Source organism: Marinobacterium lutimaris (assembly GCF_900108065.1).
Lineage (GTDB): Bacteria > Pseudomonadota > Gammaproteobacteria > Pseudomonadales > Balneatricaceae > Marinobacterium_D > Marinobacterium_D lutimaris.
Window position 1 is genome coordinate 390,409 of sequence record NZ_FNVQ01000002.1, and the last position, 13,527, is coordinate 403,935.

Annotated in this window: 12 protein-coding genes; 5 read left to right on the forward strand and 7 right to left on the reverse strand. The window is 59.7% G+C overall.

The window, feature by feature from the left end:
- Positions 1-6 precede the first annotated feature (6 nt).
- The 3 genes from C4S72_RS12240 (at position 7) to yjgA (ending at position 2,235) form a co-directional block, all read left to right on the forward strand.
- Entirely contained in the window at positions 7-276 is a 270-nt protein-coding gene (locus C4S72_RS12240) for an HPr family phosphocarrier protein (RefSeq protein ID WP_104003403.1), read from the forward strand.
- Positions 277-350: 74 nt separating this feature from the next.
- Positions 351-1,703 (forward strand): magnesium transporter, encoded by a 1,353-nt coding sequence (gene mgtE, locus C4S72_RS12245; protein WP_104003404.1) that lies wholly within the window; start codon positions 351-353, stop codon positions 1,701-1,703.
- A gap of 4 nt (positions 1,704-1,707) precedes the next feature.
- On the forward strand, positions 1,708-2,235 hold the full coding sequence (yjgA, locus tag C4S72_RS12250) for a ribosome biogenesis factor YjgA (RefSeq protein WP_104003405.1): 528 nt from the start codon (positions 1,708-1,710) through the stop codon (positions 2,233-2,235).
- 22 nt (positions 2,236-2,257) lie between these two features.
- Here yjgA and C4S72_RS12255 read toward each other — a convergent pair whose 3' ends face one another.
- Genes C4S72_RS12255 through C4S72_RS12285 form a run of 7 tightly spaced genes read right to left on the reverse strand, consistent with a single transcriptional unit; the run spans position 2,258 to position 11,564 of the window.
- Positions 2,258-3,088 carry a carbon-nitrogen hydrolase family protein gene (locus C4S72_RS12255; RefSeq protein ID WP_104003406.1) on the reverse strand — a complete coding sequence of 277 codons (831 nt, stop codon included), beginning with the start codon at positions 3,086-3,088 and terminating at the stop codon, positions 2,258-2,260.
- On the reverse strand, positions 3,085-6,999 hold the full coding sequence (locus C4S72_RS12260; RefSeq protein ID WP_104003407.1) for a YhdP family protein: 3,915 nt from the start codon (positions 6,997-6,999) through the stop codon (positions 3,085-3,087). The genes C4S72_RS12255 and C4S72_RS12260 overlap by 4 nt, the downstream gene beginning before the upstream one ends.
- 15 nt (positions 7,000-7,014) lie before the next feature.
- Entirely contained in the window at positions 7,015-8,493 is a 1,479-nt protein-coding gene (gene rng / locus C4S72_RS12265; protein WP_104003408.1) for a ribonuclease G, read from the reverse strand.
- A gap of 34 nt (positions 8,494-8,527) precedes the next feature.
- Positions 8,528-9,103: a Maf family protein gene (locus C4S72_RS12270; RefSeq protein WP_104003409.1), complete on the reverse strand. Its 576-nt coding sequence runs from the start codon at positions 9,101-9,103 to the stop codon at positions 8,528-8,530.
- Between the two features lie 13 nt (positions 9,104-9,116).
- Positions 9,117-9,605, reverse strand: coding sequence for a rod shape-determining protein MreD (gene mreD / locus C4S72_RS12275; protein ID WP_104003410.1), 489 nt, complete (start codon positions 9,603-9,605; stop codon positions 9,117-9,119).
- Positions 9,598-10,488, reverse strand: a complete 891-nt coding sequence (gene mreC / locus C4S72_RS12280; RefSeq protein WP_235009134.1) for a rod shape-determining protein MreC — start codon at positions 10,486-10,488, stop codon at positions 9,598-9,600. The genes mreD and mreC overlap by 8 nt, the downstream gene beginning before the upstream one ends.
- Before the next feature lie 38 nt (positions 10,489-10,526).
- Positions 10,527-11,564 (reverse strand): rod shape-determining protein, encoded by a 1,038-nt coding sequence (locus C4S72_RS12285; protein ID WP_104003411.1) that lies wholly within the window; start codon positions 11,562-11,564, stop codon positions 10,527-10,529.
- A 191-nt stretch (positions 11,565-11,755) separates the two neighbouring features.
- Here C4S72_RS12285 and gatC point away from each other — a divergent pair, with 191 nt between their 5' ends.
- Positions 11,756-12,043: an Asp-tRNA(Asn)/Glu-tRNA(Gln) amidotransferase subunit GatC gene (gene gatC, locus C4S72_RS12290; protein WP_104003412.1), complete on the forward strand. Its 288-nt coding sequence runs from the start codon at positions 11,756-11,758 to the stop codon at positions 12,041-12,043.
- A gap of 32 nt (positions 12,044-12,075) precedes the next feature.
- Positions 12,076-13,527, forward strand: coding sequence for an Asp-tRNA(Asn)/Glu-tRNA(Gln) amidotransferase subunit GatA (gene gatA / locus C4S72_RS12295; protein WP_104003413.1), 1,452 nt, complete (start codon positions 12,076-12,078; stop codon positions 13,525-13,527).

A 13,527-nucleotide genomic window follows, 5' to 3' on the forward strand; every position in this document is an offset into this window, starting at 1 on the left:
AACCCGATGATCGAAAAACAACTCACAATCATCAATAAACTCGGCCTCCACGCTCGGGCTGCCGCCAAGCTGATCAACACCACTGGGCATTTTTCCAGCGAGATTAAGATCGTAAAGGATGGCCGCGAAGTCGATGGCAAAAGCATTATGGCCGTGATGATGCTGGCCGCCTCCAAGGGAACCGATCTCATCTTCCGTATTTCAGGTGAGGATGAAGACGCCGCGATCGAAGCGATCGAAACCCTGATAAACAACCGCTTCGACGAGCCCGAGTAGATCCACCGCCCTTCCGCGCCGCTATACTTCCCGGTACACAAGCCCTACTCCACGAGCGCAGCGATCTACCCGGCATGAGCACTCAGCCCGAACACAACAACACCCTCGACCAACTCAGCAGCGCCCTGGACAGCGGCGAGCTGAAACGCATGCGCTTTATGCTCAATAAAGGCCTGCGCCCGGTCGAAGCAGCCAAGCTGCTGGAAAAGACCCCGCCGCGCGAACGCCAGATTCTCTGGAACCTGGTCAGCAAGGAGAATGAGGGCAAGGTACTTCAGCACTTGGGCGACGATGTCCAGGCCGATATCGTCAGCCGCATGGACGCCAGCGAACTGCTCGCGGCCACCGAAGGGCTGGATTCGGACGATATGGCCGACATGATGCAGCAGATGCCTGAGCGGCTGATGAGAGAGGTTCTGCGCATCATGGACAAGCAGAACCGCAAGCGTGTCGAAAAGCTGCTCTCCTATCCGGAAGATACCGCCGGCGGTCTGATGAACACCGACACGGTCACCATCCGCCCGGATATTACGGTGGAAACGGTACTGCGCTATCTGCGCCGCCACACTGACGTACCCCAGGATACCGACAGCCTGTTCGTGGTCAGCCGCAAGGACTCCTTCATCGGCGTGCTGCCACTGACCCGCCTGCTGACTTCCGATCCTCAGGTGATGGTGCGCGAGATCATGCGCACCGAGCAGGCCGCAATCCCCGCCACCCTGCCCGACCAGGAGGTCGCGCGGCTGTTTGAGGATGAGGACCTGGTCTCCGCCCCGGTGGTGGACGAAAGCGGTAAACTGCTGGGCCGAATCACCATCGATGACGTGGTCGATGTCATCCGTGAGGATGCCGATCACTCACTGATGAGCATGGCAGGGCTGGACGAAGACGAGGACACCTTCGCCCCGGTATTACGCACCACCCGCCGTCGCGCGGTATGGCTGGGTATCAACCTGATCACGGCATTCATCGCCTCTGCGGTCATCGGTCTGTTCGAAGGCACACTGGAGCAGGTGGTGGCCCTGGCGGTACTGATGCCGATCGTCGCTTCCATGGGCGGCATCGCCGGCAGCCAGACTCTTACACTGGTTATTCGCGGGCAGGCGCTGGGTCATATCGAACGTGGTAATATCGGCTGGCTGTTCAACCGCGAACTGATTGCCGGCGCACTTAACGGCACCCTCTGGGCACTGGTCGTCGCGGCGGTCGCTGTGGTCTGGTTTGGCGACACCACGGTAGGCATAGTGATCGCGCTGGCCATAGTGATCAACCTGCTGGCCGGCGCAATGGCAGGCACTCTGCTGCCGATGGCACTTAAATCGGCCGGGATAGATCCTGCGCTGGCCGGCAGCGTGCTACTGACGACCATCACCGACGTGGTGGGTTTCTTCGCATTCCTGGGTCTGGCGACCCTGTTTTTTGGTTAGGTTTATGAGCAACTTTAACGATAAGCCGGATTTCGAGTCCGACGAAGAGGATTGGGGCCCAAGCCGGTCCCAGATCAAACGCGACATGGAAGCGCTGCAGGAGTTGGGCAAGCGTATCACCGAGCTGCGTCCCGACCAGCAGAAACAGGTTCCCATGGGCGAGCGTCTGGCGGAAGCCGTTACAGAGATGAGCCGCATCAGCGCCCACGGCGCCCGCAAGCGCCACCTGCAGTTTATCGGCAAGCTGATGCGTACCGAAGATGCAGAAGCGATTGCCGAGGTGCTTGAGCGCTTCGACTCTGCATCGGCCGCCCACAACCAGCACTTTCACGCCCTGGAACAGTGGCGTGAGCGGCTGATCGACGGCGATAACGATGTATTACAGCGCTATATCGAAGAGCATCCTGGCGCCGATATACAGCACCTGCGCCAACTGGTGCGCAACGCCAAGAAAGAGCGCGAGCAGAACAAGCCGCCCGCCCAGGCGCGTAAACTGTTCCGCTACCTGCGTGAACTCAGCGAGAAGAGCTGACCTCGGCGCTGCGTCCCCGCACTCAGCAACGATCCTGCCGGTGCTGCCACACCGGCATCTGATCACGCTGCCGGCGCAGTCCCGCCAGATCGATATCGGCCAGCACGACACCCTCGCCACGTTCCTGACAACCCAGTACCTCTCCCCAGGGAGACACAATCATCGAATGCCCCCAGGTGAGACGCGTCGGCGTGTGCTGACCACCCTGGTCAGCTCCCAGGCAGTAACACTGGGTTTCGATCGCCCGCGCTCTCAGCAGTACCTCCCAGTGCGCCTCACCGGTCACCGCGGTAAAGGCCGAAGGCACCAGCATCACCTCGGCTCCCAAATCACGCAGGCGCTGGTAATGCAGCGGAAAGCGCAGGTCGTAACAGATACTCAGGCCCAACATCCCGACCGGTGAATCCACGACTGCCGGCTCATCACCTGGCTCGAACCTGTCGGACTCTCTATAGCGCGACTGGGCGTCGCCCACATCCACATCAAACAGATGACGTTTGTCATAGCGGGCGACAACTTCGCCACGATCATCGACCACCAGCATACGGCTGCGCACACGACCATCTTCGATCAGGCTGCCATCGGCACGGTCGATCGCCGGCAGACTCCCCGCCACCAGCCAGATCCCCAGCCGCCTTGCCTGTTCGCCCAGCCACTGAGAGAGCAACCGGTCCCGATATTCGGATTCCGCTAAATCACGCGCCAGGCTGCTATCAAACAGGGCAAAGTTTTCCGGCAGCAGCGCCAGCCTGGCGCCACCATCGGCGGCCTCACCAAGCAGTCTGCCCGCACTTTCGAGGTTGGCGGACAGTTCCGCCGTGGAAACCATCTGTATTACGGCCGCTCGCGTCATGGGAAAACGGACTCCTTCTGCGGTGGTGGTGCGGTATCGAGCTCGACCTTAGGGTCACCCCAGTCGCCACTGAGGTGATAACCCAAGGTAGTCACCTGCTCCAGCTTATCGCCGATCAACTTGTCGATCAGGAACACCGCACCCGCTACCTGCGGGGCGCCCAACAGCACCGCCGCAAAGGGCACGTTACTGGTGAGCGGCAGCACTACGTCGATATCCTTGTCGACGGTCTCGTTGTTGAAATCGATACTGCCGGAGGCACGCAGGTTCGCTGACGGCCCCTCCATCAGTAGCGGCGTTACACTGCTGGCGAGCCCCTTATCGAAGCGGTAATCCGCAGCAAGGCGGTCAAAAGCCACACCTTTCTCAACCAGATCACTGAAGTCCAGTCGCAAACGCCGCCCCAGGGTATTGAAGTTCAGAATGCCAAATACACGCAGCAGATTGGCACTGTTGCCGGATTCGATCAGGTGTCCATCCTTTAGCAACAGCTGCGCGGAGCCGTCCAGGCTGGCCGCATTGATATCCCAGGGAGTCCCCTGCCACTCCAGTTGAAGGTCAGACTCAAGCATCTGGCTATCGAGGGTTTTATCCAGCCCCCAGAGCTCCAACTGGCGGCCTATATCCTGACCTTCCAGCTTCAACGTCATACCAGTGTGATCGCGCTCGCCATGATGCCAGCTGATCTCACCACGCACCTTCAGCTGATCCAGATCGCCGCGGATATCCTGCAGCTCAATCTCGCTACCCCTGGGCCTGAGTTTCAGATTCCAGCGCCCCAGCGGCATATCCTTGTAGACCAGATCAAGCACCGACAGATCGACCTCGGGCAAATCGCCAAGCGGAAGCACCTCCTGCTGCTTCACCGATGCGGAGAGGCCAGCCTCTTCACCTTGCTCAGGATTGAGATAGGGATCGGGCGGCGATATCAGCAGATGCTCCAGCGCCACCTCTACCGGCTGATCGTCATCCGGCAGGATAATCTGCCCCTGAGCCTCGGGGCCAGAGAGCTGCAACAGCCACCCCACGTCCGCCGGCGTCAGCTGGGCACGAACATCTTTGACCGCGAAACCACCGATATCAAAGCGCCCGATATCGAGGACCACCCGGCGCAGTGGGTTCTCTGCGCTGCCTGCACCTTCACTGGCAGCGGTCTTATCCCCAACACTGCCCCTGGCAGCCATTGTGCCGGTGGACTCAAGACGATCGAGCAGCTCGTTGATATCGCCAAGCTCCAGCTGCTGGAGTGCGCCATCAACAAAAATGCCGTTGTCCGAGGGCAGTACGGGCTGACCTTCACCGAGTTTCAGGCTACCGCGCAGGGGGCCACCGGAAAGATCAAACGCCCCGCCAATCAAGCCGCCATAATCAAAATCCAGCTCGGAGCTTGCCAGCGGTATGCGTACCCTAAGATTACGTTCGGTTTCGGCCTTAAGGCCAAACGGCGCCGGCAGATCCACCGCCACGCCTGCCAGGGAGGATGTGAGCTCGAAGCGATTCACACACTTGGGCTGACCGTTACAAAGCAGCAGCAGGGCCTTGTAGTCCAACTCGCCCGAAACAAGCCGAAGTACGTCGACGCCGCTCCACTCCTGGACCTCAGGCATCTGTGCCGAGCCGTCTATCTGCACCGTGGTTATGCCATTCAGCGTCTCTATACGGCCGGTCACATCACGGTCAAACGCCCGCGCACGGAGATTGTCACTGTTTAAGCCCTTATCCATGGAAAAGCTGATATCGCCACTGAGCTGACTCAGTTCCAGACGCAGAGCCTCAGACCCCAGCCCACCGTTGCTGAGACTGGACTGCACCCAGACACCCGGCTCAGGTACCGGCTCGCCCTCGTGATGCACCACCGGCACAGAGAGGCGCAAGGCTGTCGTTAAGTCACCCTCAAGATGCCAGTCTTCCATCCCCCTGCCGACGCGTTCCTGCAGCGGCTCCAGCGCCAGCAGCGTGTTCACGTCGCTGGCCGGGCCTGCAAGCTGAAATGCCAGTTGCAGTCGATCATCATGCAGCGGCTTGTAGGCCCAGCCAGATTCCACCTGGGTATTCATCACCTTGCCGCTGCGCACATCCGCACGCAGATCACCATTGTGAATAAACAGGAACAGCTCGGCATCACTGACCTCGGGCCAGTTCGGATCGTAATCCATGCGTGCATCATCAATATCGAAAAACAGCTGCACCGTGGGCAGCCTGCGCGGCTCAAGCCTGCGCGTTCCGCCATGCAGCACCAGGCCTGCCTGACGCACATGCCCCTGCTTGATCGCGCGACCCAGCCAGTCATACAGCCCCTGCCCAACCTCGTGGGCCGGCGTGAAGCGCTGCGCCTGGCTGCCATCACTGTCACGCATACCGATCATCAGCGTCAGTTCGGTCTGCTCTTCACGGCTGTAGGGAATATCGATGCTAAAGCGGCCTTCCGCGCTGACCTTGTCATCATTAAGGTGAAGCAGCTCGCTGGATATGAGCGCCCCATCGTTACGCAGTTGCCAGCTGATAACGCCCTGAGCAGCGCTGAAATGCCAGCCCTGCTGGTAAAGTTTGGGAAAGTGAAGCGCGAAATCATCGCTGCGCAGACTGAGTCGCCCGCCCTCGATATCGGCCTCAAGCAGACCTGAAGCCCCCTCAATGGCAGGTGCACCATAATAGCCGTGCATACCGACACCCTGGGCGTCAGCCCTGGCTGCAAACGCCTTTAGCGGCGCCCCCGGCTCCCAGACGAGCTCGATATTGGACAAGCTGCCCGTGGGCGACAGCTCGGTCAGCGCCTGCACTGCCTGCTGCGGCAACAGCGCCTGCTGCGCAAGCCAAGCGTTCAGAGGCGCGAGCTCCAGCTTGGGTATAAGCACACGACCAGGCCGGAAATGCTTGCCTTGCAGATGGCCTTCCACTGCCAGTTGCGACAGATCGAACGGGGTCTCGGCGGAGTTAAGGTGGATGTTATTCAGCTGCAGCTGAAAACCTCCGGCATCATCCGCCAGCGGCATCAGTGCAAAGTCCAGGGTGCTATTACTGAGTTGGAACTCGCGCCCTTCCTCACCATAGGCCAGATCGCCCACCGCGAGTCGTCCCTGCAGTTCGGCCAGACGCCCAAGACTCCAGTGCCCCCAAAACTCGGTACCGGCGCGCAGCCTGCTCAGAGGCAGGTCGAAATCGGTCAGCGTCAGCAGTTCCGGCCCCAGAGAATCCAACTTCAGGTAGAAGGGATAGTCCCCCAGCAGCGGATCGGTCGGCGTGCCCTGGAACTGGACCGCGAACTCAAGCCGGGTATCCTCTCCCAGAGCCGCGATGCGCAGCGAACCGCTGAGCTGATGCTCGTCGTTCACATTCTCCAGTAGCCCATCGATCCCCGTCAGTCGACGCGGCTCACCCTGCTCAGGCTGCAGCAACAGATCGGCGCCACGAATACCAACCTGGGGCTGGCTCAGCAACAGATTCAGCAGACGGCTCCAGCCCTCCTCGGTCATTCCGCTGCTATTTCCGGCACCGCTGCTATCACCCGCACCGGGCCTGTGCAGCCACTGGCCATCGTGCTGACGCCAGAAGCCGTGGGGGGCCACCAGATCCAGCTGTTTAAATACCGGCTGCCAGCCCAGCAGAGAGCGCCAGGGATCGAGTTTCACATCGATTCGTGATATTTCAAGACGCGCTTCAGGCCCCGAGGCACCGGCACTGCTGACCCTGAGCTGATGCACCGTTGCACTGGGAAAATAACCATCCCAACGGGCATCAAGCGAGGCGATATTCAGATCAACGCCAAGGCGACTACCAAGATATTCCGCGATCTCTTCGCGGTAGCTGCCCAGCTGCGGCAGCGCCAGGCGCAGCCCGATCAACAGCAGCCCCAACAGCATTGCCGCCATGAGGCTCCACCAGAGCAGGTGCTTGACCGAGGCTTTGATCATGAAAAGCGCGCGTCCCTAGCGCAGAACAACGTCGAAATGTTCCGGGTTATAAAGAGGTTCAACCTGGAAACGGATCGTCTTGCCAATAAACACTTCAAGTTCGGCCACGTGATCCGAGGCATCATCAAGCAGGTAATCCACAACCCGCTGCGCCGCCAATACCAGGTAGGAATCGGTGTCATAGGCGCGATGCTGCCGCAGAATCTCACGGAATATTTCATAACAGACGGTTTCCGCCGTACGGATGGAACCGCGCCCCTCGCACTGCTGACATGGCTCGCAGAGCACCTGCTCCAGGCTCTCCCTGGTGCGCTTGCGGGTCATCTCGACCAGGCCCAGCTCAGAGACACCGGTCACCTTGCACTTGGCGTAGTCCTTTTCTAGAACCCGCTCCAGGGTACGCAGCACCTGGCGCTGGTGGTCCACATCTTCCATGTCGATAAAATCGATAATGATGATGCCGCCCAGGTTACGCAGGCGCAGCTGACGACCGATAGCGGTGGCCGCCTCCAGGTTAGTCTTGAAGATGGTTTCTTCCAGATTGCGGTGCCCGACAAAACCACCGGTATTCACATCGACGGTAGTCATCGCTTCGGTCTGATCGAAAATCAGGTAGCCGCCGGATTTAAGCTCCACCTTGCGACCCAGCGCTTTCTGCACCTCCTCTTCCACATTGAAGAGGTCGAAGATCGGCCGCTCGCCCGGGTAGTACTCCAGCTTGTCTTCGATCTCAGGCACCAGAGAGCGGGAGAAATCGATCGCCTTCTGGAAGGTCTCGCGGGAATCGATACGTATACGCTCGACACCGGCATGAGCCATATCGCGCAGGGCGCGCATATTCAGCGGCAGGTCCTCGTAAACCGTGGCCGGCGCCTGAACTTTCTCTATGCGCTGCTGGATATTGGCCCAGAGACGGCGCAAAAACTGGATATCGGAGGAGAGCTCCGCGCTGCTGATTCGCTCAGCCACGGTACGCAGGATAAAACCGCAGCTTTTCTCCCCTTCGTCCTCGTCTTCGGTGAGCTGCTGAATCAAGCCGCGCAGGCGTTCACGCTCTTCGGCATCCTCGATGCGCTGGGATACGCCGATATGCGAACTGCCCGGCATCAACACCAGATAGCGGGAGGGAATCGACAGGTGCGTGGTCAGGCGGGCACCCTTGGTACCGATCGGGTCCTTGGTCACCTGTACCAGCAGCGACTGGCCTTCACGCAGAACCTGTGCTATCGACAGATTACTGCGAGCCTCGCCCGGCGCCATCTGACTCTGGTCGACCACCTCGTCCACATGAATAAATGCGGCTCTCTCAAGGCCTATATCGACAAAGGCCGCCTGCATGCCGGGCAGCACCCGAACCACCTTACCCTTGTAGATATTACCGACGATGCCGCGGCGCTTGACGCGCTCGACGTAGATCTCCTGCGGCATGCCGTTTTCGATTACGGCTACCCGTGTTTCCATCGGTGTAAAGTTGATCAGAATCTCTTCACCCATGCCGTTCCCTTAGCCGTCAGGCACTCGCGTCCGGCTATTGCCAGATCTTTATATTGAATTCTTTTAGTATGGCCGCTGTTTGTGCCAATGGCAGCCCCACCACGGCGGAGTAGCTGCCATTTATCGACTCGACAAACACCGCACCGAGTCCCTGAATACCGTAGCTGCCGGCCTTGTCGGCGGGCTCTCCGCTGGCCCAGTAGGCGCGAGCCTGAGATTCGCTGATCGGCGCGAAGCTCACATCAGTTATGACGACCTCGACCCGGCTATGTTCCCGGTCGGTAACCGCCACGCCCGTCATCACCTGGTGACTGCGCCCGGACAGACGTAGCAGCGTGCGCACCGCATCCTCTTCATCGAGCGGTTTGCCGAGAATCTCGCCGTCCAGAATCACTGCCGTATCCGAGCCCAGGGCAGGCAACGTCTCACCACCGGCCAGGTAGCCGGCCTGGGCTTTTTCCAGTGCCAGGCGCGCCACATAATCCCGTGGCGACTCGCCACTGCGGGGCGTTTCATCCAGGTCCACCGGCTTGATTTCCAGGCCGATGCCGATCTGGGCAAGCAGTTCTCTACGACGGGGAGAGGCGGAAGCCAGTATCAGCTGGGCCATGATGATCCTTGGGTCAGGCTATACGGAAAACTCGGCGCACACTGCGTAGCAAAAGGAAAAGCCAGGGCCAGACCAGCGCGCTGATCGCAGCGGGCAGCAGAAACAACAGGGAATCGCTGGTAGTACCGGTAATACCCTGCATCCAGTGGAAGAGTAACTGATTGATACCGATAAGGACCAGAATAAGGGAGGACTGCTGCCAGAGCGGGAACATCCGCATCCGTTTGTAGAGAATGAGCACCAGGAAGGCGATGATGGTCATCGACAACGCATTAAGACCGAGCACCGAGCCGCGCACCAGGTCCATCACCAGACCCAACAGGAAGGCACTGCCCACGCCGATGCGGTGTGGCAGCGCCATGACCCAGTAAATAAGCACCAGCACCACCCAGGCCGGGCGCGCCCAGATCAGCATATCGGGCATCGGAATCTGGCTCAGTACCAGACCGATAATAAAGGTGCCGAAAATGATCAGCCCGCCGCCGGCGCGCTCCTCACTCACTGGCAACCTCCGCCGGGATCTCCTTCAACCGGGGTTTATCACCCACCAGCAACAGATGACGGCTTTTGTCGAGCCGCGCCGAGGGCTGCGCCCGGACCTGAACAAACTGCTGACCGGGATCGCGTACAACTTCACTCACGGTGCCGACCGGGTACCCCCGCGGGAAACGGCCGCCAAGTCCAGAGGTCACCAGCAGATCACCCTCGCGCACATCCGCGGTATCGGGAACGTGCTCAAGCTCAAGTTCGCCCAGCACGCCCTTACCCAGTGCAATGGCACGAAAACCGTTGCGATTAACCTCTACAGGGATAGCAGCACGGGCATCAGTGATCAGCATGACACGGGCGGTATAGTGAGATAGCGACACCACCTGCCCCATCACGCCACCGGCATCGAGTACCGGCTGACCGTCGTAGACGTTATCCTCGGAACCGTGGTTGATGATTACCTCATGCTGGAAAGGATCGGGATTAACACCGATCAGCTCCACCAGGCGCACAGGTTCATCGACACGCTGGCCGGCATCGAGCAGCTCACGCAGACGGATGTTTTCGGCCATTAACGAGGCGTTCTGCTGCACCTTGCGTTCCAGCTGCAGCGCTTCGGTACGCAGACGTTCGTTATCGCTAAGCAGCGTAGTACGGGATACGAGAACCCCCGACAGGTTGTCGGCGGCACGGGACGGCAGATCCACCAGCCACTGCAGCGGCGTCACCACCAGAGACATCCAGGCACGGCCTTCACGCATCTTCGACCAGTTAAGGTCGGAGATGATCAGCAGTACCGCGAACAGTATCAGAACGACAAAGAGGGCACGCGGTGCCCCCCCTCTAAAAATAGTCTTGATAACAGACCTCCGGTTTTGACTCGAAACCGCCGACACTCACGCCGACGGCCAGTCGAAAACAGGTCACATCGTTATTATTCGTAAGTCAGCAGTTCAAACGATTGCTTGTCCAGCATCTCCAGCGCCTTGCCACCACCACGAGCCACGCAAGTCAGCGGCTCTTCGGCGATCACAACCGGCAGGCCGGTTTCTTCGCTGATCAGACGATCGATGTTACGCAGCAGCGCACCACCGCCGGTCAGCACGACACCGTGCTCGGCGATGTCGGCAGCCAGTTCCGGCGGACACTGTTCCAGCGCGCTTTTAACGGCCTGGACGATCGAAGACAGCGGCTCCTGCAGCGCTTCGAGAATCTCGTTGGAGTTCAGCGTAAAGCTGCGCGGAATACCTTCGGCCAGGTTGCGGCCACGCACGTCGATCTCGAACACTTCCGAGGTCGGATAGGCGGTGCCGACTTCCTGCTTGATCCGCTCAGCGGTCGCTTCACCGATCAGGCTGCCGTAGTTGCGACGCACATAGGTAACAATCGCCTCGTCAAAACGGTCGCCACCTACACGTACAGACTCCGCATAGACGATACCGTTCAGTGAAATCACCGCGATTTCGGTGGTGCCACCACCTATATCCACCACCATGGAACCACTGGCTTCATCCACCGGCATGCCTGCGCCAATAGCAGCTGCCATCGGTTCTTCGATCAGGTACACCTCACGGGCACCGGCACCGATAGCCGATTCCTTGATAGCGCGACGCTCAACCTGGGTGGATTTGCACGGAACGCAGACCAGGACACGCGGGCTCGGCGTCAGGAAGGAGTTGTCGTGTACCTTGCTGATAAAGTACTGCAGCATCTTCTCGGTCACGTGGAAGTCGGCGATTACGCCGTCTTTCATCGGTCGGATGGCAGTGATGTTACCCGGCGTACGGCCGAGCATACGTTTTGCATCGGCGCCTACAGCTGCAACCGATTTCTGGTTTCCATTAACGCGAATCGCAACCACTGAGGGTTCATTAAGGACGATATCCTGATCCCGAACGTATATAAGGGTGTTAGCGGTGCCCAGGTCGATGGACAGGTCACTGGAGAAAAGACCACGGATTTTTTTGAACATGAGAAGCGGATACCCTGAGGTTTGCCAGCTGGCCGCCACGGGATGAACACGGGCCGGGCGACAGTATTGGCCAGAAGTCCTGAAAGGCGATAACTCTAACAATGGCGGGGATTTTGGGCAAGGAACAAATGTGGTAACTTACTGCGCTTCTAATCCCTATCCCGAACGTTTAGACAGCGAGAAGCGGACTTATGTCTCTGGACCGATCCGACGTGGAACGTATCGCCCATCTGGCACGCCTCCAGATCGATGAAAGCGATATCCCCGCCTACACCGAAAACCTCTCTAATATCCTTAACCTGATCGACCAGATGCAGCAGACGGACACCAGCGGCGTCGCCCCTCTGGCCAACCCGCTGGACGCGGTACAGCGCCTACGAGCCGACACCGTGACCGAAACCAACCAGCGCGAAGCCCTGCAAAAGGCAGCCCCTGCGGTCGAAGACGGCCTGTTCCTGGTCCCCAAGGTGATCGAGTAATCCGGCTTCAGATTTAAAGGAATAGAAAAACCATGTTTGATAAGACATTGGCCGAACTGGCAGCCGGACTCCGCAGCGGCGAGTTCACCAGCACCGAGCTGACCAAAGCCTGGCTTGAGCGCATCAAGGCCGAAGACAGCAAGTACAACAGCTACATCACGGTGACCGAAGAGGAAGCGCTGGCTCAGGCGAAGGCCGCCGACGAAGCCTTTGCCGCCGGTACCGCTGGCCCGTTCACCGGTCTGCCGATCGCGCATAAGGACCTGTTCTGCACCCAGGGCGTGCGCACCAGCTGCGCCTCCAAGATGCTGGATAACTTCATCTCGCCCTACGACGGCACCATGGTCGCCAAGTTCAAGCAGGCCGGCGCGGTCATGCTGGGCAAGACCAACATGGACGAGTTCGCCATGGGCGGCTCCAACGAATCCAGCTACTACGGCCCGGCCCGCAACCCCTGGGATACCGACCGTGTACCGGGCGGTTCATCGGGCGGCTCCGGTGCTGCAGTAGCAGCACGCCTGGCTCCGGCGGCTACCGGTTCCGACACCGGGGGCTCCATCCGCCAGCCCGCGGCCCTTTGCGGCATCACCGGTCTGAAACCGACTTACGGCCGCGTATCGCGTTATGGCATGGTGGCCTTCGCCTCTTCGCTGGACCAGATCGGCCCGATGGCGCACACCGCCGAAGACTGCGCCCTGATGCTCAACGTGATGGCGGGCTTCGATCCAATGGACTCCACCAGCGTTGACCGCGAAGTACCGGATTACACCGTCACGCTGAACGAGCCGCTGACCGGCCTGAAGATCGGCCTGCCGAAAGAGTATTTCACCGATACGCTCGACCCGCAGGTTGCCAAAAAGGTACGCAACGCCGTTGCCGAATTTGAAAAGATGGGTGCCACCGTCAAGGAAGTGAGCCTGCCGCGCACCGAGCTGTCGATCCCGGCGTACTACATCATCGCCCCGGCGGAAGCGTCCTCCAACCTGTCCCGTTTTGACGGCGTACGCTACGGCTACCGCTGTGAAGACCCGAAAGACCTGGAAGACATGTACAAGCGCAGCCGTGGCGAAGGCTTCGGTGAAGAGGTGAAACGCCGCATCATGGTCGGCACCTACGCGCTTTGCGCAGGCTACTACGACGCCTACTACAACAAGGCGCAGCAGATCCGCCGCCTGATCCAGCAGGATTTCGCCAAGGTGCTGGAAGAGGTCGACGTCATTATGGCCCCGACCACGCCGCACCCGGCATTCAAGCTCGGCGAAAAGAACAACGACCCGGTCAGCATGTACATGGAAGATATCTACACCCTGTCGCTGAACCTGGCAGGTCTGCCGGGCATGTCCGTGCCCTGCGGACTGGTCAACGGGCTGCCGGTCGGCCTGCAGATCATCGGCGACCACTTTGCCGAAGCGAAGCTGCTTAACGTGGCACACCAGTTCCAGCAGGCGACTGACTGGCATAAACAGGCACCGGCTGGCATCTGA

Bases quoted from the DNA above. Each gene is read 5' to 3' on its own strand.
- C4S72_RS12240 (WP_104003403.1), top strand. From the start codon at position 7: ATGATCGAAAAACAACTCACAATCATCAATAAACTCGGCCTCCACGCT.
- mgtE (WP_104003404.1), top strand. From the start codon at position 351: ATGAGCACTCAGCCCGAACACAACAACACCCTCGACCAACTCAGCAGC.
- yjgA (WP_104003405.1), top strand. From the start codon at position 1,708: ATGAGCAACTTTAACGATAAGCCGGATTTCGAGTCCGACGAAGAGGAT.
- C4S72_RS12255 (WP_104003406.1), bottom strand. From the start codon at position 3,088: ATGACGCGAGCGGCCGTAATACAGATGGTTTCCACGGCGGAACTGTCC.
- C4S72_RS12260 (WP_104003407.1), bottom strand. From the start codon at position 6,999: ATGATCAAAGCCTCGGTCAAGCACCTGCTCTGGTGGAGCCTCATGGCG.
- rng (WP_104003408.1), bottom strand. From the start codon at position 8,493: ATGGGTGAAGAGATTCTGATCAACTTTACACCGATGGAAACACGGGTA.
- C4S72_RS12270 (WP_104003409.1), bottom strand. From the start codon at position 9,103: ATGGCCCAGCTGATACTGGCTTCCGCCTCTCCCCGTCGTAGAGAACTG.
- C4S72_RS12285 (WP_104003411.1), bottom strand. From the start codon at position 11,564: ATGTTCAAAAAAATCCGTGGTCTTTTCTCCAGTGACCTGTCCATCGAC.
- gatC (WP_104003412.1), top strand. From the start codon at position 11,756: ATGTCTCTGGACCGATCCGACGTGGAACGTATCGCCCATCTGGCACGC.
- gatA (WP_104003413.1), top strand. From the start codon at position 12,076: ATGTTTGATAAGACATTGGCCGAACTGGCAGCCGGACTCCGCAGCGGC.